Annotated in this window: 20 protein-coding genes; 17 read left to right on the top strand and 3 right to left on the bottom strand. The window is 44.0% G+C overall.

Going from position 1 to position 25,048, the window contains the following annotated elements; all coding sequences use genetic code 11:
- Positions 1–394: 394 nt before the first annotated feature.
- The 16 genes from J7I42_RS07230 to J7I42_RS07155 all read left to right on the top strand — a co-directional run bounded on the left by J7I42_RS07230 (position 395) and on the right by J7I42_RS07155 (position 17,975).
- Entirely contained in the window at positions 395–1,945 is a 1,551-nt protein-coding gene (locus J7I42_RS07230) for an MFS transporter (RefSeq protein ID WP_209138109.1), read from the top strand.
- A gap of 20 nt (positions 1,946–1,965) precedes the next feature.
- Entirely contained in the window at positions 1,966–2,205 is a 240-nt protein-coding gene (locus J7I42_RS07225; protein WP_209138108.1) for a DUF6814 family protein, read from the top strand.
- 210 nt (positions 2,206–2,415) lie between these two features.
- Positions 2,416–2,787 carry a hypothetical protein gene (locus tag J7I42_RS07220; protein ID WP_209138107.1) on the top strand — a complete coding sequence of 124 codons (372 nt, stop codon included), beginning with the start codon at positions 2,416–2,418 and terminating at the stop codon, positions 2,785–2,787.
- 183 nt (positions 2,788–2,970) lie between these two features.
- A complete protein-coding gene (locus J7I42_RS07215) occupies positions 2,971–4,587 on the top strand; it encodes a SulP family inorganic anion transporter (protein ID WP_209138106.1) in 1,617 nt (538 codons plus the stop codon).
- A gap of 90 nt (positions 4,588–4,677) precedes the next feature.
- Positions 4,678–5,313, top strand: coding sequence for a carbonic anhydrase (locus J7I42_RS07210; protein WP_209138105.1), 636 nt, complete (start codon positions 4,678–4,680; stop codon positions 5,311–5,313).
- A 96-nt stretch (positions 5,314–5,409) separates the two neighbouring features.
- A complete protein-coding gene (gldA, locus tag J7I42_RS07205) occupies positions 5,410–6,336 on the top strand; it encodes a gliding motility-associated ABC transporter ATP-binding subunit GldA (protein WP_209138104.1) in 927 nt (308 codons plus the stop codon).
- A 113-nt stretch (positions 6,337–6,449) separates the two neighbouring features.
- Positions 6,450–6,857: a DUF4259 domain-containing protein gene (locus tag J7I42_RS07200; protein ID WP_209138103.1), complete on the top strand. Its 408-nt coding sequence runs from the start codon at positions 6,450–6,452 to the stop codon at positions 6,855–6,857.
- A gap of 38 nt (positions 6,858–6,895) precedes the next feature.
- Positions 6,896–8,185 carry a phosphopyruvate hydratase gene (eno, locus tag J7I42_RS07195; protein WP_209138102.1) on the top strand — a complete coding sequence of 430 codons (1,290 nt, stop codon included), beginning with the start codon at positions 6,896–6,898 and terminating at the stop codon, positions 8,183–8,185.
- Positions 8,186–8,283: 98 nt separating this feature from the next.
- Entirely contained in the window at positions 8,284–8,586 is a 303-nt protein-coding gene (locus J7I42_RS07190) for an FtsB family cell division protein (RefSeq protein WP_209138101.1), read from the top strand.
- Positions 8,587–8,761: 175 nt separating this feature from the next.
- Positions 8,762–8,995, top strand: a complete 234-nt coding sequence (locus tag J7I42_RS07185; RefSeq protein WP_209138100.1) for a hypothetical protein — start codon at positions 8,762–8,764, stop codon at positions 8,993–8,995.
- A 93-nt stretch (positions 8,996–9,088) separates the two neighbouring features.
- The gene (nth, locus tag J7I42_RS07180) at positions 9,089–9,733 is read left to right on the top strand and encodes an endonuclease III (protein WP_209138099.1); all 645 of its coding nucleotides are present in this window, start codon (positions 9,089–9,091) and stop codon (positions 9,731–9,733) included.
- 718 nt (positions 9,734–10,451) lie between these two features.
- Positions 10,452–11,309, top strand: a complete 858-nt coding sequence (locus J7I42_RS07175; protein WP_209138098.1) for an SdiA-regulated domain-containing protein — start codon at positions 10,452–10,454, stop codon at positions 11,307–11,309.
- The gene (locus J7I42_RS07170) at positions 11,306–14,956 is read left to right on the top strand and encodes a metallophosphoesterase (protein ID WP_209138097.1); all 3,651 of its coding nucleotides are present in this window, start codon (positions 11,306–11,308) and stop codon (positions 14,954–14,956) included. Before J7I42_RS07175 ends, J7I42_RS07170 begins: the two co-directional genes overlap by 4 nt.
- Before the next feature lie 10 nt (positions 14,957–14,966).
- Positions 14,967–16,223, top strand: coding sequence for a Pycsar system effector family protein (locus tag J7I42_RS07165; protein ID WP_209138096.1), 1,257 nt, complete (start codon positions 14,967–14,969; stop codon positions 16,221–16,223).
- Positions 16,224–16,225: 2 nt separating this feature from the next.
- A complete protein-coding gene (locus J7I42_RS07160) occupies positions 16,226–17,335 on the top strand; it encodes an adenylate/guanylate cyclase domain-containing protein (RefSeq protein WP_209138094.1) in 1,110 nt (369 codons plus the stop codon).
- 91 nt (positions 17,336–17,426) lie between these two features.
- Positions 17,427–17,975 (top strand): hypothetical protein, encoded by a 549-nt coding sequence (locus J7I42_RS07155; RefSeq protein ID WP_209138092.1) that lies wholly within the window; start codon positions 17,427–17,429, stop codon positions 17,973–17,975.
- Between the two features lie 90 nt (positions 17,976–18,065).
- On the opposite strand, the gene J7I42_RS07150 is transcribed toward J7I42_RS07155, so the two are convergent.
- Positions 18,066–19,922, bottom strand: a complete 1,857-nt coding sequence (locus J7I42_RS07150; RefSeq protein WP_209138090.1) for a 2-oxoacid:acceptor oxidoreductase subunit alpha — start codon at positions 19,920–19,922, stop codon at positions 18,066–18,068.
- 401 nt (positions 19,923–20,323) lie between these two features.
- On the opposite strand from J7I42_RS07150, the gene J7I42_RS07145 reads away from it, so the two are divergent.
- A complete protein-coding gene (locus tag J7I42_RS07145; protein WP_209138088.1) occupies positions 20,324–21,175 on the top strand; it encodes a polysaccharide deacetylase family protein in 852 nt (283 codons plus the stop codon).
- Between the two features lie 140 nt (positions 21,176–21,315).
- Here J7I42_RS07145 and J7I42_RS07140 read toward each other — a convergent pair whose 3' ends face one another.
- Together J7I42_RS07140 and J7I42_RS07135 are read right to left on the bottom strand one after the other, a co-directional pair.
- Positions 21,316–21,831, bottom strand: coding sequence for a DinB family protein (locus tag J7I42_RS07140; protein WP_209138086.1), 516 nt, complete (start codon positions 21,829–21,831; stop codon positions 21,316–21,318).
- Positions 21,832–22,009: 178 nt separating this feature from the next.
- A complete protein-coding gene (locus tag J7I42_RS07135) occupies positions 22,010–24,937 on the bottom strand; it encodes a glycoside hydrolase family 3 N-terminal domain-containing protein (RefSeq protein ID WP_209138085.1) in 2,928 nt (975 codons plus the stop codon).
- Positions 24,938–25,048: the final 111 nt, after the last annotated feature.

Genomic DNA, 25,048 nt, shown 5'->3' with positions numbered 1-25,048 from the left:
TAATGATAATGGATCAGGTAGAAAGCTTGCAAGAAGAGATGCATTGAATGAAGACACAAAGCACACGAAGAAAAACGCAACAATCGAAAAACGGCAAATGGCAAACGGCAGACATGACTCGCGACCGTTGAGATTAATGATAAGGTTGAAAAGGTTGACAGAGTTGATATGGGGGCCGCGACGCGGATTGCGGATTGCGGATTGCCGATTGCCGAATATAATTTTACCCACTGCCCATTGCCTTTATTGTCTGCCTTCTGCCGTTTGCCGTCTGCCTTCTACCGTCTCCTTACACTTGTTAGTATCTTAACACAATCGTTTGTAGTTTTTAAGTTGTGTCTTGTATCTTGAACCTTGTACCTTATATTTATAGCTTAAAGAACCCGCTTCCCATATGACGCAACCAACAGAATCAAAAAAAATCTGGCAGGTTATTGCTGCCTCCTCTGTAGGCACCTTAATTGAATGGTACGACTTTTACATCTTTGGTAGTCTGGCAACAGTTATTGCCGATCAGTTTTTTCCAAAAACAAATCCAACAGCCGCCCTGCTTTCAACACTGGCCACCTTTGCCGCCGGTTTTATTGTTCGCCCATTTGGCGCCCTGGTATTTGGCCGGTTAGGCGACCTGATTGGTAGAAAATACACCTTCCTGCTGACCCTGATCCTTATGGGCGGTTCCACCTTTGCCATTGGATTAGTGCCCGGGTATGCTACTATCGGTTTTGCTGCCCCGCTGCTGGTGTTACTGCTACGCTTATTACAGGGGCTTGCCCTGGGTGGCGAATACGGTGGCGCCGCTACCTATGTCGCCGAACATGCCCCACCGCACCGGCGTGGGTATTATACCAGTTGGATCCAAACGACAGCCACGCTGGGTCTATTCATTTCTCTTGGGGTAATTTTGATCACCCGACACTACCTTGCACCCGATCTCGATACCTCCATTAAACGCTTTAACGACTGGGGATGGCGTATTCCATTCTGGGTATCTATTCTGCTGGTGATCGTATCCATATACATTCGTTTACGGATGAACGAATCGCCGCTGTTCGCCAAACTGAAATCAGAAGGGAAGGTATCTGTTAACCCTTTAAAAGAAAGTTTCGGCCATAAAGCCAATCTTAAAATGGTGTTACTGGCGTTGTTTGGCGCTACCATGGGCCAGGGTGTGGTGTGGTACACCGGCCAGTTTTATGCACAAAGCTTTCTGGAAACCGTTTGCCATATCGATTTCGATCAATCCCGAACTATTATCCTCTGGGCTATTTTATTCGCTACCCCCTTCTTTGTAGTGTTTGGTGGCTGGAGTGATAAAATTGGCCGTAAATGGATCATGTTGATCGGTATGCTGGTGGCCATCTGCTCCTATCAATATATTTTTAAACAATTCATTGATCTAACTCAGCCTACCGGAAAAACGGAGTTGACTGAACATAGAAAATTTTTAGGTGAAAAAACGATCCTGCTGCCGAAAAGCAAAACCGATTCTCTCCACCTGCGCACCTGGGAAGTGCATTATACAGATGGCGCCGTTTTTCATGAAGTAAAACAGGACACGCTGTGGACCGATGCGGCCAAAGCTGCCCTTACAAAGACGGCCACAGTATACAATGAAAAAAAGCTCAACACCTGGGCTTATCGCAAAATTGTGGGCTGGATGTTTGTACTCATTCTTTATGTGACCATGGTGTATGGACCTATTGCCGCCTTCCTGGTGGAAATGTTCCCTACCCGCATCCGGTACACCTCCATGTCACTCCCCTATCATATTGGCAATGGCGTCTTTGGCGGATTAACACCTTTTATTGCTACCCTGCTCACTACTATTTATGTAACAGATAAATTATCGGGTTTGTGGTATACTATCATCATTGGTGCTGTATGTTTTTTCATCGGTGCCGTGTATATCTCCAACCGCATAGATGCCGATGTTAACGATTAAATAATATTAAACGCAAGCATATGAATCAATTGAAAAAATGGCTGGGTATTGTATGGATGCTGTTGGGGCCTGTGGCCATCTATTATCTTATTAAAACTGCCGCAGGAGAAATTGAAAAAAATCCGGTTACCAATACAATAATACAATGGGCCGTATTTGTAATAATATTTATACCTATTGCCATCGGCCTGATAATATTCGGCTATTACGCCTTTAAAGGCGAATATGAGCACCTGCCGGAGAGTTCTAAAGAAATTTAAGAAATTCCTTCCGCAAACTTTATTCAACCCCGCTTGTAGAACATAGTATACAGGCGGGGTTTTTATATAGTTTGAACACAGATTTATGGGCGGTTTGCTTAAATATTATTTATTGCATAATTTTTGTGGACTATTATTACAATTGTTAAGAAAATTTAACGTTTGTCACCTGAGGTTTGATCCCTTATTTTTGCATAGTTATTGTCACTCATGAAAAAAGCAATACAAAAAGATTATACTGTGTCTGCCGCAAAAAGGATCGTGGCCATCGCCATGATGCTTTTACTGGTTTGGATAACCGGTATTAATTTTTTGTATCTATCAAAAAGCGCCAGTTCTGCATTGGTCACCTGCACCACTACCGATGGAGATGAAGACGCTAACAGTGGCAACAACAACCCTGCGGGCCCCGATGAAAAATCGCCCGACGCTCCCATTACACTTTCTGAAGAATTCATACATGAGTATCACAATCCGGTAAATCCTGATTGGATCAGTATGTTGTTCCAGCATAAAATTCACGAGACTGAAAAACTCTGCATTTTTCACCCGGAATCCTTTTCACCCCCTCCGGAAGCCTAACATTTTTCCCATTTAATCTTTTATTGATTTTTTATTGATCCGCCACCGGCGGAAATGATTGCTTTGTTGATATGAATTGTACAGCTGGCTGGAGATCACCGTTTCCAGATGCCAACCTTTTATTCAACCTGGTATCTTATTGTCAACCGGGAAAGCCATGTGCTTCTCATAAAAACATTTTATATGGTTCAGAAAGTTAAACAGTACGCAAGCGCATTGCGATACGACTTCCCGTCTTCTGTGGTAGTTTTCCTGGTAGCGCTTCCCCTTTGTTTGGGTATTGCATTGGGTTCAGGGGCTCCGTTGTTTTCAGGTATTATTGCCGGCATTGTAGGCGGGATAGTGATCGGTGCTTTAAGTGGTTCGCAATTAAGTGTTAGCGGACCCGCAGCCGGTTTAACAGCCATTGTAGTGGTGGCCATTGGTAAATTACAGGTATTTGAAGCCTTTTTACTGGCAGTAGTGCTGGGTGGTATTTTCCAGATCATCCTGGGCTCTTTAAAAGCAGGGATCCTGGGTGATTATATTCCTTCCAGTGTTATCAAAGGAATGCTGGCAGCCATTGGTCTTATATTGATCTTAAAACAATTCCCCCATATGGTGGGATACGATAAAGATTATCCCGGCGATGAAACTTTTTCTCAATCCGGGGGCGATAATACCTTTAGTGCCTTGTTTGGTTCACTCGGACATTTATTACCAGGAGCACTGATGGTGGGTATTGTTTCCCTAATAATTATGATCGTTTGGGAAAAATACATTGCCCCCAAAAGCCGGTTCCTGAAACTGGTGCCCGGACCATTGATCGTGGTGGTAATTGCCGTGGTCATCAATGAAACCCTTAGATCGGTAGCGCCTGAACTGGTTATTAAAGAATCACACCTGGTAAAAATACCGGTAGCTGATTCCGTTGACGGGTTCTTATCATTCTTTACATTTCCGGATTTCAGTCATATTACCAACCCGGTGGTATGGACCACCGCTATAACCATAGCCATTGTGGCCAGTCTTGAAACCTTATTGAATATTGAAGCAGCCGATGACCTTGATCCCTATCAACGGGTAACCCCAACCAACCGTGAGTTAATGGCACAGGGAGCTGGTAACATGCTTTCAGGTTTAATTGGCGGTCTGCCCATTACTTCAGTGGTAGTGCGTACCTCGGCCAATATCAACGGCGGCGCTAAAACAAAAATGTCTACCATTTTCCATGGCATGTTGTTGCTGCTGTCTGTTTCCTTTATACCTACTGTGCTTAATCTTATTCCGTTATCGGCATTGGCAGCCATCCTTATTTTCACTGGTTATAAACTGGCCAAACCATCACTGTTTATAAAATTCTATAAAAAAGGCTGGGACCAATTCTTACCATTTGTGCTGACTGTAGCAGCTATTTTGCTTACCGACCTGTTAAAGGGTATTTTAATAGGCTGTGTGGTTGGATTGTTCTTTGTTATCCGCAGCAATTTTAAATCGGCAGTACTTGTTGTAAGCGATGCCAATAAATATTTGTTCCGTTTGCGTAAGGATGTATCATTCCTGAACAAACCCATCATCAAGAACAGATTGGAAAAGGTACCCGCTAATTCTTCTGTGCTGATTGACGCTACCCGGGCTGATTTTATTGACAAAGACATAGTGGAAGTGATAGAAGACTTTTTAAAACACGCTCCATTGAAAGGCATAACTGTTGAACTGAAAAAAAGCCACTTTAAAGACCAGGGATTTTCAGGTAATGGCAGTAAAGTTGTAGCAAAAGCAAAACCATTTGTTCCTGAAAAGGAAATGGCTGAAGCATAAAAAGAAAGAACGGCCTGTGCTAATTTGTAAACACCACCCTTGGTTTATAATAACAAGGACATTTAATTAAAAAGTTCAAAAAGACTGACCATGGAATCATACGAGAAATTATTATTGGAGAATAAGGCCTGGGCTTCAGAGAAAGTAAATGATGACCCCGAATATTTTAACCGGCTCGCGCATATCCAAACACCGGATTTTTTATGGATCGGCTGTAGCGATAGCCGCGTACCGGCCAATGAAATTACGGGTACACAACCAGGTGAAATATTTGTACACCGCAATATTGCCAACATGGTAGTGAATACCGATGTGAATTTGCTGAGTGTACTCGACTATGCCGTTAACCACCTGAAAGTGAAACACGTTATTGTTTGTGGCCACTATGGTTGCGGCGGGGTTAAAGCAGCCGCTACTTCACACGATTTTAAACCTGTATTGAATATGTGGCTGCGAAACATAAAAGACGTATATCGCCTGCACCGTGAAGAGTTAGATGTTATTAAAGATGAAGAAAAAAAGGCCGACAGACTGGTGGAGCTGAATGTGCGCGAACAGGTAAATAACCTGGCCAAAACATCCATTATTCAACGGGCCTGGAAAGAAGGAAATAAACCCGATCTGCATGGCTGGGTATACGGATTAAAGGATGGGATCATAAAACCCGTATTTGAAATGAGGGCCAGCACCCATATTGACCCGTTATATGAATTTGACAATTTGTAAGACAGGGCACACTTTAATAAATAGGATAACGCCACGCCCCGACGATACCGTCGGGGCTTTTTTGTGCCGGTAAATTCCCTAATTTGCGCAGTAATTATGTCAATTGAAGTAAAAAATCTCACCAAGATCTATGGTGAGCAAAAAGCCATCGATAACATAACCTTTACAGTTAATAAAGGCGAGATCGTTGGCTTTTTAGGGCCTAATGGCGCTGGCAAATCCACTACCATGAAGATCATCACCGGTTACCTGCAACCAGATGGTGGAGAGGCTATAGTGTCAGGTATTGCCGTAAAAAAACAACCCCTGGAGGCCAAAGCCACCATTGGTTATCTGCCGGAAGCCAACCCACTGTACTACGACCAGTATGTGCGCGAATACCTGGATTTTATTGCAGATGTGCACCAGGTCCCTGCCAAATCAAAAAAAGAACGCATAGAAAGCGTGATCCAAACTGTTGGATTAAGCCTCGAAAGCAATAAAAAGATCGGCCAGTTATCAAAAGGTTATAAACAACGCGTGGGACTGGCTGCTGCTCTTATCCACGATCCGGAAGTGTTGATCCTGGATGAACCAACCACCGGATTAGACCCCAACCAGATCGTAGAGATCAGGGAAGTGATAAAGAACCTGGGGCAAAACAAAACCGTGCTATTTTCCTCACATATATTACAGGAAGTGGAAGCCATTTGCGACCGGGTGATCATCATCAACCGGGGCAAACTGGTTGCCAACGACAAATTAAGTAACCTCCGTCAGCAGGTTGATAACAATAACCTGTTACGTGTATCCTTCAAAGAACCCCTGGAAGCGGCCTGGCTTCAAAGATTGAGCAGCGTACAAACAGTAAACAAGATCAGCACCCACGATTGGGAACTGGTGTGCGATAACGTAAAAGATGCTCAGCGACAGGTAATGGAACTCGCGTTGCAGGAAAATCTCAACATTATTTCCCTGCAATCTGGTGGACAAAGCCTCGAAGACGTATTCAGAAGTTTGACCAATACGAATACTAACGCTTGACAGCTTACGTAAAAATAAGGTCCTGAAAAGTAGATTGTACTGCAAACTTTGTTTCTTTGCACCTCGGCAAACGCCAGTTGCCTTCTTTTATATCTAATATTAAATACCTTATTATGGGAGCCTGGGGACATACAAATTTCGATAATGATACCGCCCTGGATTTTATAGGGGATGTAGAAGAAGAGGGCATTGACCGGATAGTTTCGGCTATAGACGTGATCAACACGATAGAAGAAGACGCTTATGTCGATGCGGACCTCGCCACTGAAGCATTAGCCGCCATCGAGTACATCGCTACCGCGAAAGACCGCATGGCTGAAGATTTTCCCGAAGATGCAGCCGACTGGGTAAAGTCACACAAAGCCCAATTGCTGATCATCCGTGGTATTGTTGGCAAAAGCCAGCGGGCCATCGACCGCATAAAAAACAACTCAGAACTGAAAGAACTGTGGGAAGAAACCGAAGACTTTGAAAAGTGGAACAATGTTCTGGATGACCTAAATACCAGGATCAGCTCATAAATAATTCCAATAGACAATAATTTAAACTAATACCAATCATGAGTTACATTGCAGACATTCATGCCCGCCAGATCTTAGACAGCCGCGGCAATCCCACTGTTGAAGTAGATGTAGTTACCGATAGCGGATTTTTGGGAAGAGCAGCCGTACCAAGCGGTGCTTCTACCGGTAAACACGAAGCGGTTGAACTGCGCGACGGCGACAAGAAAACCTACATGGGTAAAGGCGTTTTACAGGCAGTAAAAAATGTAAACGACATTATTGCAGATCAACTGATTGGTATTGAAGTAGTAAAACAAGCCTACATCGATGACCTGCTGATCAAGATCGATGGAACTGAAAATAAGGCCAAACTGGGTGCTAATGCTACCCTGGCTGTTTCTATGGCCGTAGCCAAAGCTGCTGCTGAAGAAACCAACCTGCCTTTGTACCGTTACCTGGGCGGCGTAAATGCTACCGTGTTACCAATGCCCCTGATGAACATCCTGAATGGCGGTGTACACGCAGATAACAAGATTGATTTCCAGGAATTTATGATCGTTCCCATCGGCGCTCCTTCTTTCAGCGAAGGCTTACGCTGGGGTGTTGAAATATTCCACCACCTGAAATCTATTCTGAAAAAGAAAGGATACGGCACCAACGTAGGTGACGAAGGTGGTTATGCTCCTGATATCCAAAGCCCCGAAGAAGCTATTGAGACCGTACTGGCAGCTATTGAATCAGCCGGTTACAAAGCAGGTGAGCAAATTGGTATTGCCATGGACGCAGCCAGCACAGAAATGTACGACGAAAAAAGTAACACCTATAAGTTCTATAAAAGCTCAGGCAAAACCATCAGCAGCGATGAAATGGTGGCTTATTGGGCTGAATGGGTTAAAAAATACCCCATCGTTTCTATTGAAGATGGTATGGCCGAAGATGATTGGAATGGCTGGAAAAAGCTCACCGACGCTATTGGCACCAAATGCCAGCTGGTAGGCGACGACCTGTTCGTTACAAACGTTAAACGCCTGCAGGAAGGTATCGACAAAGGAATTGCCAACAGCATCCTGGTTAAAGTAAACCAAATTGGTACCATTACCGAAACCATCAATGCCGTTCAACTGGCACAAACAAGTGGTTATACGTCTATTATGAGCCACCGCAGCGGTGAAACTGAAGATACTACCATCGCTGATCTGGCCGTAGCGTTAAACTGCGGACAAATAAAAACTGGTTCCGCCAGCCGTAGCGACCGTTTGGCAAAATACAACCAGCTCCTTCGCATTGAAGAAGCCCTGGGTGAAAATGCTATTTATCCAAAAGGAAGAATTAAATTTGGCAAATAACCAATAGTTGCACGTTTCAGGTTACAAGTTACAGGGAATCATAGCTCAGCATTCCTTGCAATTTGTAACCTGCGACCTGTAACACTGAAATACAACACTTGAAGCTTCTTAAGAACATACCCATTCCTGCCTGGTTGAAGAACAAATACATCCTCACCCTACTGGTGTTCTCAGTATGGTTATTGTTCTTTGATGACCGCGACATCATTACTACCCACTTCAAGTACCGCAACGAACTTAAACAGCTGGAACAAAGCCGGGATTACTATCTGCAACAGATAGATACCACAAAAAAAGAGCTGGAAGGCCTTAAACAGAGCCCCGATAAGCTGGAAAAATACGCCCGCGAAAAATACCTCATGAAAAAGGACAATGAAGATTTGTTCATAATACCTGAATAAGTTGTTTCGGTGCCCCCTATTGTATCATTCACCGGCTTTTTCTATCTTGTCATCGAATTCTCAGATTCCTATCCAATCTCCTGCACAATAAGAGAAACCTAATATCGTTTTATAACACGGACGGACTCCGAAATTGACTCTTTCGGAATTTTATAAGGACATAAATGGTTTGCCTATGACTATTCTCTTTACACCGGAGGAACTTTTACGCTATTTGTACAAAGAAACCTCACCGGCAATGAATGCCGCTATTGAAGCCGCATTAGAGGAAGACTGGACGCTTCGCGAAAAATTAGAGGTATTGAAAGCATCTGCACGAAACCTGGACAAGATCGTTGAATCTCCCAGAATGGAAGTTATTATGAACGTTTTGCAATACGCCCGTGAATCGGCGACTGCAACTGTTTAAAGCTTCCGGCAGAACAAGTACCCCCAATAATGTAATAATCATTGGGCTACATTAATCCACTCCCTTAATTTCGCAGTCATTCTAAGTGAAAGAATGACCAGAAAACAACGTTACCAGTTCGTAATCGACTATTTTTTGCATCATGCACCCGATGCGGAAACAGAGTTGCTGTATGATAATCCCTACCAGTTACTGGTGGCGGTGATCCTGTCGGCACAATGTACCGACAAACGGGTAAACATGACTACACCGGCTATTTTTGAAAAATACCCGGACGCGGACAGTTTGTCAAAAGCCACTTTTGATGAACTGTTCCCGTTAATAAGAAGTATCTCATACCCAAACAACAAGACCAAACACCTGATTGGGATGGCCCAAAAACTTCAAACGGAGTTTAATGGCCAGGTCCCTCTTACGGTAGATGAACTGATTACGCTCCCCGGCGTAGGCAGAAAAACAGCTAATGTCATTACTTCGGTAGTTGACCAGCAACCTAATATGGCGGTAGACACCCACGTCTTCCGCGTAGCAGCCCGTATTGGCCTTACCCTAAATGCCAAAACACCCCTGGCTGCCGAAAAACAACTCATTCAACACATACCCAAAGAATTGGTGCATATTGCTCACCACTGGCTTATTCTACATGGCCGGTACATCTGCGTGGCCCGCAATCCCAAATGCGATAAATGCGGTATTACGGCGGTTTGCAAGTACTATCAGAAACTGAATAAGGGTTAACCAGGGCATCTAAACAAGCCAGATCGGTTCCTGTAAAGTAACTTCAGGATTATCAGCTGCTTATCCATATTTGGTAGGATTTATTCCTCATCTGTATAGCTCTTCCAGGACAAGTGCTGCCCGAATGGTCATTAGCCTGTAGGGGAATGCTCAGGAAGTGGTCAGGAAGTTGTCTGAATATTGTCTGGTAGTTGTCTTGGAACCGGTTCCAAGAGCATATCTGGAGCATCCGTAGAGCATCCGTAGAGCACCCTGAGACAATATGCAGGCCATTAGGCTACCACTTTACCACAATTACTACACTACCAATGTGCCACTACAAGCACCGTTCCCAGGCGTCTGGTTGAAGTAAAGCGCCTGGGTATTGCCTGCGTATTGCCTACGTATTGCCTGGCGTACTAGTGAGCTCCAGGCAATCCCTGGAGTATACCTGGGGTATATCCAGGCCATAACATTACAACTCCAGTACTATATCGATACCCATTCTGCCCAAGCTTCCAGTTGCCCCTTGCCCAGTCAACTCACTAACTCATCAACTAAGCCACTTGTCAACCTGTTAACGTGTCAACGTGTTAACGTATCACTTGTCAACCCTTACCCATTGTAGACGATTTTCTACACTAGCATCAAAAGGCTATTGGTATCCAATTCCTTCCCTATCCTCCCCCGCCCATGGCACCAGATTTTGACATATAGCCGACGGTCATTAAATTTTTTTATGCATTACAGATCCACTTGTATTTTATGCCTTTTCATTGTTCTCATAAACAGCCATTGCACCCAATCAACCAATGGCGGTCATGCATTTAAAAGTCCTGAGGGCTACAATCTCAAAAAACCTTTCTTATTAAAACTACCAGTAGAGCTCGATGAAATTTCCGGTCTGGCCTTTTATGCAAAAGACACCAGCGTATTTGCTGTAGGGGATGAATTCGGCTGGTTGTATAAGATACCGTTAACCGGCGGCAGGCCTATTCACAAATGGAAGTTTTCTGGTGAGGGTGATTATGAAGACCTGGTAATGGTTGATAAGGTCTTTTACGTGCTGCAAAGCAATGGTGATATAACGGCCTTTACGTTCGACGACCATAACCAGATCCTGACCCAGCAGGAACAATTTCCATCATCCGGTAATGAATTCGAGATCCTTTATTTCGATCCGCACCTGTTTAAATTGACGATGCTCTGTAAGGACTGTGAAAGCGACAAAAAGAAAGCACTAACGGCTTTCCATTTTAATCTGTTGAACAAACGGTTCGACGATTCCGCTTCTATAAATGTAACGGCAATTGCCAACATGGTAGGAGAAAAAAAGATCAAATTCAAACCTTCGGCCGCAGCCATTAATCCGGTTACCGATGAATTGTACATCCTATCGTCAATCAATAAGCTGTTGGTAATAGCAGACCGTCAGGGCAATCCGAAACAAGCCTATCCTATTAATGAAGGCCTGTTTAAACAACCGGAAGGAATTACTTTTACCCCGGAGGGGGATATGATCATCTCAAACGAATCAGCAAAAAGTGGAGTAGCAAACCTCCTATTTTTTAAATATAACAAGAAAGCGAAATCATGAAGTACTTGTTTGCTCTTTTTATGATCTTAATTGGCCATGTACTATTAGCTCAAACAAATGACTCGATAATCTCACGGATCATCTTGATTGGTGATGCCGGTGCATTGGTCAATGGCAAACATCCGGTTGCTTCTGCTGTGAAAAACCACCTGCATCCCGATAAAAAAACAACCATCGTTTACCTGGGCGATAACCTGTACCAGTTCGGTCTGCCCGATGAAGGCAACAGGAATTATGTTTTATCAAGAACAGTGCTCGATTCGCAAATGACCGTAGCCGCCAATACATCGGCTCATGTGTATATGATCCCCGGTAACCACGACTGGGCCAATGGCCGGCCTTATGGCTGGGAAACCCTGTTGCGCCAGGAAGCCTATGTAAATCTGATGAAAGAAAAAAACGTTGAGTTCATTCCAAAAGAGGGTTGTCCCGGCCCGATAGAAGTACCCATTGGTAAAGATGTGGTCATGATCGTTTTCGATAGCCAGTGGTTTTTGCATCAGAACGATAAGCCCGGTGTTGAATGGGATTGCGATTGCAAGACGGAAAATGAATTCATGATCCAGCTTTCTGAAATGCTCCGCAAAAACTATAATAAGCTGGTGATAATGGCCTGCCATCATCCCTTTATGAGTAATGGGATCCATGGTGGTTATTTTGGTTTAAAACAACACGTGTTTCCTTTTACCGACATGAAAAAGAATTTGTGGATCCCTCTTCCGGTAATAGGTTCCATTTATCCCATCAGCCGTAGTGTATTTGGCAGCCCCCAGGATATCAGCTACCCTGCCTACACCAATATGGTGAATGCCATTCGGGCCGAAACAAGATTACATCCCAACATTATATATGCAACGGGACACGACCACAGTTTACAACTGCTAAAAGATACCAGCCATTATTATATTGTAAGCGGGTCCGGATGCCATACCAGCCGGGCTGAAAAAAGTAAGAACTCACTTTATATTAATGCCGATTCACTGGGCTTTGCCGTTTTGGAAATATCAAAAAACAAAACCGTAACGTGCAAGTTCTATACCGTAGATGTTGACTCTGCTACTGCAAAAGAATCTTTTTCAAAGAACATCATCGACTTTTCAAAACCACCAACCCTGAAGGAAGACACGGCCAAATTACAGATACCGCCCTACACCGACTATTATGAAGCCGCTGCCGGTCTGCATTATAAAGAAAAGGCATCTGGGTTAAAACGATTGGTACTTGGTAATAATTACCGTGATGTGTGGGCACAACCGGTGAAGCTGAAAGTATTCCGGCTTAAAGAAGAACACGGCGGTTTCAAGATAAAAAGCATGGGTGGCGGTAAACAAACCAAATCGCTGACCCTCGAAGATAAAAATGGCAAGGAATGGGCCTTGCGTACTATTGACAAAGACCCCGAACAGGCATTGCCCGAAAACCTGCGTAATACAATGGCCTCAGAAATAGTGCAGGACATGATCTCAGCCGCACAACCCTATGCGCCATTACCTATTGCCTCATTGGCTGCTTCTGCGCATATTGCACATCCAACCCCACAGTTTTTTCTGGTGCCCGATGACCTGGCCTTTGGTGTATACCGGCCCATGTTTGCTAACAAGGTTTGTATGCTGGAACAAAAGAATGCCAGCTGGGATGGCACCGATACCAAGGGCTCTATAACCGTTTTCAATGACATGACCGAAGACAATAACAAACGGGTTATACAAACAGAAGTATTGAAAGCCCGCCTGCTGGATATTATGATTGCCGACTGGGATCGCCATATGGACCAATTTAAATGGGGGGTTCGTGATACCGGCCGGGGTAAATTATTCTATCCCATACCCAAAGACCGCGACCAGGCTTTCTTTCATTCAGATGGTTGGCTAATTGCCTGGATCTCGCGCAAACGTTTACCCTTCCTGAAAGGACTGAAATATAAGATCCATGATATAAATCACCTGACAGCCGTGTCAAAAGATTTTGACCGCCTGTTCCTGAACGACATTGATAAAAAAGAATGGGATTCGGTGACCACTGTTTTCAGACGGCAGATGACAGATACCGCCATTCAAAGAGCAGTGAAACAAATGCCACCCGAGATATATACCCTCGATGGCAAAGAAACTGCCGATAAATTGATCAGCCGCCGCAATGACCTGGGCGTAAAATCATTGAAATATTACGACTTTCTTGCCAAACAGGTAACTGTACTGGGCAGTAATAAAACAGAATTATTTAAAGTATACAATGAAGGAAAAAATGTGCGCGTACAAGTGCTGGCGCATGAAGGAAAAGACTCAGGCTTTGTGATGTACGACCGCCTGTTCGATCCCACTAAGACAAAAGAGATCCGTTTATACGGATTGCGCGGTAATGATAAGTTTGACATTTCAGCCAATGCACCTAACAGAACATTCCTGAGAATTATTGGTGGCAAAGGCAATGACACCTTTCATATAAATGGTAATATTAAAAACTATCTGTACGACCTCAACACAGAAAAGAATTATATTGATAAAGGCAGGTCCAGCCGGAATCGCTTTAGCAGCCATACCGATGTAAATGAGTATGATTTTACTGATCAATACCAGTACAACATTTTTCATTTTCCCCGGATCAATCTGGGTTACAATGCCGATGACGGATTTATGTTCGGCTTTGGTTTGTGGCACCGTAAATATGCGTTCCGCAAAACACCTTACTCATCAGAGCAACGGCTTTCTGTGCTGTTTGCAACCAGTCAAAAAGCTATGCAGGTAAAATACCGGGCATTGTTTGTAGATGTGCTGCCTAAAACAGATGTCGTTGTCAATGCCGAAGTAATGAACCCGGCGCTGAATAATTTTTTTGGCTTTGGTAACAACACAAAGATCAATGACGATTCAACTATAAAATATTACCGGGCCCGATATAAAAATATAGCTGGCGATTTTTTATTCAGGTATAAGGTTGCGTCTGTGTTCAGCGTGTTTGCCGGCCCGTCTATTTACCGGTACTGGAATAGCCAGGAAAATAACAAAGATTACATTCTGGGCAAACCATCGCACATAGGGCTCGATTCCACCGACGTATATTCAGTAAAAGCATATGCAGGCGGTAAAGCGGGATTCCTGCTCTACAATCTCAATAATGAATTATTCCCTACCCGGGGTATAAACTGGTTAACAACCTTTACCCAATTACAACCGCTGAATAAAGCCAGCTCGCCATTAAGCAAGCTGGAATCAGATATGACCGTATATGCCAGCATGAGCTTTCCGGCCAAATGGGTAACCGTGCTGCGATTAGGCGGCGGCCACATTTTCAGCGACAGCCTGGAATACTTTCAGGCCCTCACCCTGGGCGCGAACAACTATTTACGCGGCTTTAGGAAGAACCGCTTTTCAGGCAGTTCCCTCGCTTACGCCAGTCTTGAGTTTCGGGTAAAATTATTCGATAGCAAATCGTATGTGCTGCCTGGTCAGGTAGGACTGGTAGCCTTTAACGATGTTGGCCGGGTTTGGCTAAAAGGGGAAAACAGTAAAAAATGGCATTACGCTTATGGTGGCGGATTTTATTATGTACCCTATAATATGGTGTTAGTGTCTGCTACTGTTGGCTTTTCAAACGAAGAACATCTCGTGAACTTTACACTGGGCACCAAATTGAATTTAACCTTTTAATTCTGTTCGTATGTCAACTTATAATGCGCTGCTCCTGGATACAGAAAGTTATGTAAGGATGTTGTTCAAACAACACAACCATACCAACCTGGTATTTCATAACCTGCAACATACTGTAACTGTTGTAGAGCGCGTATATGAAATTGCAGCGCATTACAAATTGCCCGATAAAGAGTTGCTTGAATTAGTGATTGCCGCCTGGTTTCACGATACAGGTCACCTCGTCAGCGACCCCAGCCATCATGAAGAAAAAAGTGTGGCATTGATGACAGAATTCCTGACATCCAAAATAGATGATAATGAAATGATCAATAGATCAGCAGCCCTCATCCGCATGACCCAATTACCTCCATCGCCCCAGTCGTTACAGGAAATGATCATCTGCGATGCAGATACCTATCATTTTGGCCTGCCCGAATTTAAGGAAACCAATAAGGCCATGAAGAAGGAATTGATCCTGCGCAACATGAATACCCTGGTAATGGATTGGGAACGGAATAGCCTCGACCTATTGGAGAAACACCAGTTCTATACTTCCTATTGTATTGGTCTGTTGCAAAAAGGAAAGGAAAAGAATATGCGTAAGCTCAATAAAAAAATAAATAAGGATGTAGAAGGCCCCAACGTAAGTGAAACCTTATTGCTGCCAGAAGAAGAGGCCAAAGACCCTGCAAGCAAGCGCAAGAACTCGCTTGTTGCACGTGGTATACAAACCATGTTGCGGTTAACCTCAGAGAACCATGTTGAACTCAGTAGAATGGCTGACGGGAAAGCCAGTATTCTGATCAGTGTAAATGCCATTATTATTTCAGTGATCTTGTCTGTGCTCATTCGCCGTATAGAAGTGGAAAGACATCTGACCATTCCTACATTTTTATTCCTGGCTTCTTCACTCACTACTATTATCATAGCTATTATGGCTACGCGGCCAAAAGTATCTACCGGTAATTTTAGCCGGGAAGATATCCTGAATAAAAACACCAACCTGTTATTCTTTGGAAACTTCTATAAAACAAAAGTGAGTGAGTATAAATGGGCCATGAATACCATGATGCGCGATCCGGATTATTTATACAGCTCATTAATTATGGACATTCACCAATTGGGAGTGGTGTTGGCACGAAAATACAAACTCATCAGACTGGCTTATACCGTATTTATGATCGGGATATTTATTTCGGTACTGGCATTTATGGTTGCCATAATGGTGCATACACCACAGCAACCGGTCATAAACTCATCATCCGTTTCACCTTACAGCTCCTGAATATGAAAGCCTTTGGTCATCGCATAGTGCTCAAATTAGGCGCCATCAGCAGGTACCGGATAAAGCTGATGGTGATGACCGCGCTATTCTGGACTATCATCGACACAGGCGTTTATTTATATAAATTCTTCCGCGATCATATTAACGAAGCAATAGATCCGTTCGACATGCATACATCTGCAGTATTATTATTGCGGACCGGACTGGTATTTATTATCTGCCTTGCCATGGCTTACCTGCTTATTTACCAGTTAAAACATCTGGTAAGGAATCTTCCTTTAGGGTTAGGGCTGTTAATAAAAAGCATTCTATTGGTAGGCGCAGCCTTTTTGTTGAACTATATTTTACACTATACCTATATCTGGTTAATAGAAAAAGAACCGCTCACCACTGAGTTGGGGCATAACTACTATAAAACATTTCAATCCTCTCTTTTCTTCAGTCAATGGATCCGCTGGCTTATCACCTTTCTGGTTACCATTCTTATTATTGAAGTTAATGAAAAATACTCCCCCGGTGTTTTTCTTGATATCCTGGCCGGCCGGTACTTAACGCCTAAAAATGAAAAACGAACAGTCATATTCATCGATCTGGTAGATTCAACTACCATTGCCGAACAACTGGGTCATAAAAAATACTTTCGCTTCATTCGCGATTTCATTTATTTCATCTCAATAGCCTTGCTGGAAAATGATGGCCAGATATACCAGTACGTAGGCGATGAAGTGGTGGCCTCCTGGGTAGTCAAAAACAGTAACGCCAATAAAAAATGCCTGCAGGCATTACTGGATTGTAAGCGATTATTAAAACGTAACAATAAATACTTCAAAAGACAATATGGTTTTGTGCCCGAATTCAGGGCGGGTATCCATACCGGCGAAGTAACTATTGGGGAAATAGGCGTTATTAAAAAAGACCTGGCCATGAGCGGTGACACCATGAATACCGCAGCCCGGTTGCGTTCCGCCACCAGTGAATTGAATCAGCAGGTGATCACCTCCAAAGCTTTTGTTAGCCAAACCAATTTAAAGAACTGGCAATTCGCCAACCTGGGCCTCGTAGACCTGAAAGGAAAAGAATCGGCTATGGAATTGTATGCATTGAAGTTTTAACGTTCATAGCGTTGCACATTTTCCACATCCTACCCTGTTAGCACAGCACTTTCCTCATTGCATAATTATTGCTTATAGTACCATAAACCATATGAATAGACTCCAACAGTTTATGGCTATTACTGGCACTGCATTGATCATTACAAGCTGTCAGGATAGCAACACTGAAAACAGGGATACGAATGCTGTGGCCGATCAACAAAATGTGGTTGATACAATTCCCCAAAAATCTGATGCAACAACATCACAATACGTTGATCTGAAAACAGGCGCCCCGGTTGATCTTTATTATGATCCTGCGTCACGAATGACCTATTCGGCAGTTACCAACGAGCCAATAGAATTTTATATCGACGTGCCTTCAGGCGACACCATTTATGGAAGAGGCAGATATGTTGTAAACAATTACGTGATCAAAGCTGATGACGGCGTATACAAACTGAACGCAGATAAAATAAAAATAGACAAAGACGAGATCAAGATCAAAGACGGGGACAAGAAATTTAAAATGGATAACAGTACTATGAAGTTGAAAGACGGCAATTCAAAAATGAAAGCCGATTCGATCAGCGGGAAGATAAAGACGGGAGATCTGAAAAAGAAAATGGAAGGTGACAGATCAAAGACTAAGAGTAATTAAATACCTGTTCAATAAAAAGCAGGAGATAAAAAAATCCCGTCCTCTATACTAACCCAGGGACGGGATTTATAATTTATTACAGTTATTGTCTTAATTCACGCGACCCAGCATTTCCTGTAGTTTCATTACCAACTCAGTTTTGGTAATGGGCACACCCATGATCTTGTTATAGCCTTTCGCATCAACAAAGTACTGGTCACGAATGATCCTGATCAATTGTCCGTTATTGATCTCAGGGATCAATACCTGATCGAAGTTCTTCAGAATAGTGCCCAGGTTTTTAGGGAATGGACGTACATAACGTAAATGGGCATGACTAACAGCATACCCTTGCATTTGCATTTCAGCCACCGCACTTTTTATGGCGCCATAGGTACTACCCCATCCCAGCACCAGGATCTTACCGGTTTCAGGGCCGCTGTCTAATGTTTGTTCGGGTATATAATCAGCTATTTTATCAACTTTCTCCTGTCTGATCTTCACCATCAACTGGTGGTTCTCAGGATCGTAACTTACGTTACCAGTATTGTTTTGTTTTTCCAGACCACCAATGCGGTGTTCTAAACCAGGCACACCGGGAATAGCCCAGGGACGCACCAGTTTCTCATCACGCAGATAAGGCTGGAATTTATCTTCTCCATGACCCAGTTCGGTCTTGAATTTAACTGTTATAGCGGGCAGGTCATCGCTCTTGGGGAAACGCCAGGGTTCGGCACCATTGGCAATATATCCATCGCTCAGGAAGATCACCGGCGTCATATGTTGAACAGCTATACGTACCGCTTCATACACCGCATCAAAACAATCACTGGGGGTGCTCGCCGATACTATAGGCATGGGGCATTCGCCATTACGTCCATAATACGCCTGCAACAGGTCGCTTTGTTCTGTTTTGGTAGGCAAACCCGTTGAAGGTCCGCCACGTTGAATATCGCAGATCACGAGCGGGATCTCTAACATTACAGCCAGACCCATTGCTTCTCCTTTTAATGCCATACCAGGACCGGAAGTAGTGGTAACACCCAGGTTTCCGCCATACGCAGCGCCAATGGCCGAAGAGATACCGGCAATTTCATCTTCTGCCTGGAAGGTCTTTATTCCAAAGCCTTTGTGCCGGCTCAGTTCATGTAAAATATCCGAAGCAGGGGTAATGGGATAAGTACCCAGGAACAAAGGCAACCCACTTTTTTGCGAAGCGGCAATAAGGCCATAGGCCACGGCCTGGTTACCCATAATGGAACGGTATTCACCGCTATCCATACGCGCTTTATCAACTTTATAGCGGGTAGTAAACGTTTCAGTGGTATCACCGAAATTATAACCAGCCTGTAACACCTTTACGTTGCTTTCAAGGATCTCAGGCTTTTTATTGAATTTGTCTTTCAGGAACTGGATGGTGTTTTCCATATCCCGGTTATACATCCAGTACAGAAAACCCAGCACGAACATATTCTTTGCACGGTCCTTTTCTTTCGTGCCCATGGTAATTTCTTTCAGCGCCTCGCGGGTCATTTTAGTAACATCCATTTTAATGACCTCATAATTGTCGAGGCTGCCATCTTCCAGGGGATTTATACCATCAGGATAATTGGCCAAACGCAGGTTCTTTATATCAAAACCATCGGTATTGGCTATTATCTTTCCTCCTTTCTTCAGGGATTTCAGGTTGGCTTTCAACGCGGCGGCATTCATTGCTACCAGCACATCACATTCATCACCGGGGGTAAAGATCCGGTCGCTCGAAAACCTCAATTGGTAACCGCTTACACCAGGCAGGGTTCCCTGGGGGGCACGTATTTCGGCCGGAAAATCAGGAAAAGTGGCAAGGTCAATGCCAAGCAAAGCAGTATTGTTAGTGAACTGAGTGCCTGTTAACTGCATCCCGTCTCCGGAATCACCGGCAAATTTTATCACTACATCCTGCAGGACCTGTTGTTTACGAATCATTGGAGTCTGTTGTTCTAGTTAATTTGCAAAATTACTATAAGTTAAGACAGATTGTTGACTTAATTGCTATTGGTTTAAGCCTATACGGGCAATCCCTACCTCCGGATGCCCACGGAGCAACGATTTAGGGGCATTTACGATAAGCGGAAAATGATACACCCCCTTGATTTTCTGCTATTTCCATGAAATTAGTACTTTCCCGCTATTGTCATTTTAGTGCTTTTACCTATCCATAGTTCAGTCTCAGCACGCTGAATCCGCCCCAGCGGAGCAGGGAGGCCTCGCCATCTCTGCCCGCTGCCTTCTGCCCTTTTCCCGATTTATGCATTCTTTAACCAAAACCCACTTTATAATACACTACCCGCATTATAATTTCATACAACAAAATCCCCACAACATTTATGGAAACAAATGCTGAGGAAGGCGATAATAATACCGCCGCCTTCTTTTATCGGCCCCTTATGCTCTTACTGGTATTAATAACAACCACCAAAACCACCCGCGAGGGTAAAATCAATCCCATTCACGACAAAGTGCCCAACGACCAGCCAAAAGAAACGGTCAGGGCATCGCCCCCAAAAAAGAAAAAGAAGAAGATCTACCTCACCTTTGATGATGGCCCTAACAAAGGCACCCGCAAAGTTTTACGAATTGTACAACAAGAACAGGTCCCAGTTACCTTTTTTATTATTGGCGAACATGTATTTGCCAGCACTTCACAACGTGCAACCTGGGACAGCCTGCACACCTCCGACTCTATTGAAATCTGCAACCACAGTTACACACATGCGCTGCACAATCATTACGAACGGTTTTATCAAAAACCCGATACCGTAGTAAAGGATTTCCAACGTTGTTACGACAGCCTGCAGTTGGGTAATACTATTGTACGAACGCCGGGCAGGAACATCTGGCGGATCGATACACTCACCTTTACCGATCTGAAGAAAAGTGCCGCAGCAGCCGACTCCCTGCAACAGGCAGGTTTTACCATTATGGGGTGGGACCTGGAATGGCACTACGATCACAAAACATTCACTCTTAAAAACAACTCAGCGTACCTGCTGCAGGAGATCGACAGCCTGTTTGCCCATAACAAAACAAGGATGCCCGAGAACCTGGTATTACTGGCTCACGACCAGGTGTATGATGATAGTGATGACAGTTGTGAATTGCACGAGTTGATCAAACTCCTGAAAAAGCGGGAAGAATATGAACTGGTAGTAGCAAGTAAGTATCCGGGCGTGAAATAACTGGCTGCAAACCTGTAAGGTGAACAGCATTAGCGGGAATAAGTAAAATGTTGAGTTCACCTGACAGGTTGAATTTGTACAAGATAAGACCTGTCAGGAGCACATAATCTTGCTGATTAAGCAAGCTCAAAAAGTGCACCTTACAGGTCTTTTATCAGCACCTGTACTGTTACCAGCAATTGTCCGGTATGACGCATGGTGTGTTCAGCGGCATGAAAAAGCAATCCTAATACGGTAGAAGGTAATTGTTGACGGCCAACGCCTCTGAATTGAGTAAGCGTGGTATCATCGATGGCCCTCAACGCTTCCAGAGAAGCGGTTATTTGTGTATCCAGTTTAACAAGCAGAAAGGTTAATGTATCCTGTTCCTCACGTACTTCTTCTGCTTTCAAATAATCCAGCTGAGTGGGAGAAAGCGGCTGTCCAGCAGCATAGGTAAATAACCGGTCAAGCACACCCGCCATATGCTTTAAATGAAATCCGGGCGAAGCAACACCCGCCGGTCGTTCCCAAAGCAAGGCATCGGGGAAATTGGCCATCTTGTTATGGATCTCATCCTTTGCCTGTAATAAAGCATGTGCTACCGGCTGCACCCCTGCCGGAATGCCGGGCAATGCCCCACGCAGCCATACTTCGGGTTGTTTGCTTTGTGCCATGATATAAAGTAATTAAAGTATTTTCAAAGTGGATGACTGTTTAAAATGAACCTATTGAGAATATAGGTAAAAGAAGTAAGAGGTAGGTGGTAAGATTTTTAATTTCTTACTTCCTACCTCTTATCTCTTACTTCAGCCTTTTAATTACAATCAGGCTCCAAATTAGTTCAGTATAAACTTAGTAAGGCTTCATACTCTGATAAATAGCCTCCTGTACCTTAGGCCTGATGCTCATGCGCAAAAACTTATTTACATCGGGGCTGTTTACCCGGTTGCTTAGGAAAACAAATATCAGGTTATTCTTGGGGTCAACCCAGAAACAGGTGCCGGTAAAACCGGTATGCCCAAACGTTTGTGGGGAAGCAGATGCACAGGGATAGGGTTCTGATCGAAAAGCGTTGTCCTTTTCAGGTTTATCAAAACCAAGCCCCCGGCGGCTGATCTCACTATGGTATTGATTAAAATAATCTACTGTTTTACGACTAAAAAAATTCTGTCCATTCAGTACGCCGCCATTCAATAACATTTGCGCCAGCACGGCCACTTCATAGCCATTGCTGAACAAACCGGCATGACCGGCCACGCCACCAAACATAGCTGCTCCCGGGTCATGCACATCGCCATGCAACAATTGATTGCGGAAACCTTTTTCCATTTCAGTAGGTGCAATATAATCGAGGGGGAAACGCTCGGCTGGTTTAAAGCCTGTTTCCAGCAGGTTCAACTTATCGTAAAATGTCTTCTTTACATATACATCAAGGGGCATTTTGGTTATAGCCTCTACGATCTTACCCAGAAAAATATAATCATTATCGCTATAAATGTATTTACCCTTTGGCTCCAGGGCGCTGTTTAAAATGCGCTTCATGATAGTATCTTCCCAATCTTTACGAATGTACAGGTTGGCAGCCACCCGTATACTATACATCGTATCGGGACTAGTGCGATACACAGCCGGCAAAGGATTATTGGAAGCATCCATCGTTTCGCGATAAAAAGGAATAAATGCTTTTAACCCAGCCTGGTGCAATAAAATATCCCACAGCTTCAATGGCGCTTTATTGGTACCACGAACCACCGGAAGATAATCGCCCAATGTTTTTTGAATATCCAGTTTGCCTTCATCGTATAATTTCATTACCGATAAAGTAGTGGCCATTATTTTAGTTACCGAAGCCAGGTCATAGATGGTTTCAGGATACACCGCCTCAGTGCTATCATAGGTTAAATAACCAAACGCTTTTTCATAAGCGATCTTACCATCTTTGGCCACCACCACTACAGCGCCGGGAATGGCACGTTGTGCTATGGCATCATTCACAATAGAGTCAATGGCTGCAGTCATTTTAACAGCATTGAAACCAAGCTTATCGGCAGGGATCGAGGGCATTAATCTGCGAACAATGATGCCATCACCATATTTAAATTCGGGACATACAGTTACCGGCAATTTACCTTTTGGCAGAAAACGGCCATGCAACAGATCATTCGCTGTAGCCTGGGTCACATCGTCATCTTCATAAGCGGCAATGAGCACGGGCGCAGTGCACATGTTTTTGATAGCATATGGATTACCAAATACTACTGTAATAGATTTTTGCTGTTGCTGTATTCCCTGTACCAATTGAAGGGCAGCATTACTAAGTCCGAAGTTATTGGCGGGATAGCGCCCCAATTTGTGCACCCCGATAATTACCACATCAAAGCTGTCTTTCAGCTTTTGCAATAAAGGAGCAACAGCGGTGCTGTCTTTTTTATAATCGAAATAATATACCTGCGCATCAAACCCTTTTCGAACCTGCGTTGCAAAAGCATTGTCCTGCGTTAAACCCATGCCCACATAAGCAATACGGCGGCCCTTGGTAAGCGGGAAGATAGCCGGTTCGTCATTGCGCAACAGAGTAAGCGCATTTTCGGCAATGGACCGACGCGTGGAAGCCACTTTGCTGTTCAGGTCATTCAACAGGTTAGCCGTATCAATTGGTCGCCAGTTGGCCAGCCCGTATTCATACTTGGCATACAGCACTTTTCTTACATGCTCATTAATATCCCGCCAGTGCAGTTTTCCTTTGCGAATGGCTTTACGCACTTTTTTAATACTGCCAGGGATATCGCCAGGCAAACACAGCATATCGTTACCGGCAATCAACGCTTCCCGGGAGGCTTCTCCATCAGGATAAAATTTGGCCACCCCCTTCATCTCCAATGCATCGGTAAATGTAAGCCCGTTATAATTAAGCTCTTTGCGCAGCAGATTGGTAACGTTGTTATAAGAAATAGAAGTAGGCTTATGTGCGGCACTATCAATTACCGGGATCGACAAATGCGCTATCATTACACTGCCCACACCGGCCCTGAAGATCTGGTTGAAAGGATACAGCTCCAGTGAATCGAGCTGAGCCCTTGTTTTATTAATAACCGGCAGATCGAGGTGGGAATCTACATCCACATCACCATGGCCGGGAAAGTGTTTGGCGCAACCCATTACTCCAACATCCTGCATCCCCTTCATGTAGGCAATGCCATATTCGGCCACTTTGTATTTATCTTCCCCAAACGACCGGTCGTTGATAACCGGATTATTAGGGTTATTGTTGATATCAACTACAGGCGCATAATTCACCTGAATGCCTATTCGTTTACACTGTTCTCCTACCACCCGGCCATATTCATAAATAATGGAACGATCCTGAACGGCTCCCATCATCATTTGGCGGGGCAGTCCCAATACACTGTCCATACGCATGCCCACGCCGTTTTCGGCATCGATGGTGACCAGTAAGGGGGTTTTGGCAATGGCCTGCAAATGGTTAAGGATGGCAGCCTGTTTTACAGGTCCGCCCTGAAAAAGACAAAGCCCACCAATATTATATTTATTGATGGCCTCCTCCACCTGTTTATCATAAAATACCACCGTTCGGTCGGCGCCAATAGACGACACCCTGACCACCATCAACTGGGCTATTTTTTGATTTTTCGATAATGTTTTGAAAACGCTGTCAACCCAATGATCGGCAGCGGGGTTACCCGAACGCTGCGCCTGAACTTTGCTACAAACCAAACCGATCAAAAGAATAAAACCAATAGTTTTTAACGAGTTCCTCATGTACATGAAGTGATTTTAGTTGGCTCTGACGGAGTCTGATACTTGCCAGAGTGAACATCAAATTTACTGTTAATAAGGGGTTTGGGCTATTAAAATTCTTCTAATATTGGG

Source organism: Niastella soli (assembly GCF_017742245.1).
In the GTDB taxonomy this organism is placed as follows: Bacteria; Bacteroidota; Bacteroidia; order Chitinophagales; family Chitinophagaceae; genus Niastella; species Niastella soli.
This window is presented reverse-complemented; position numbering and strand designations above follow the sequence as displayed.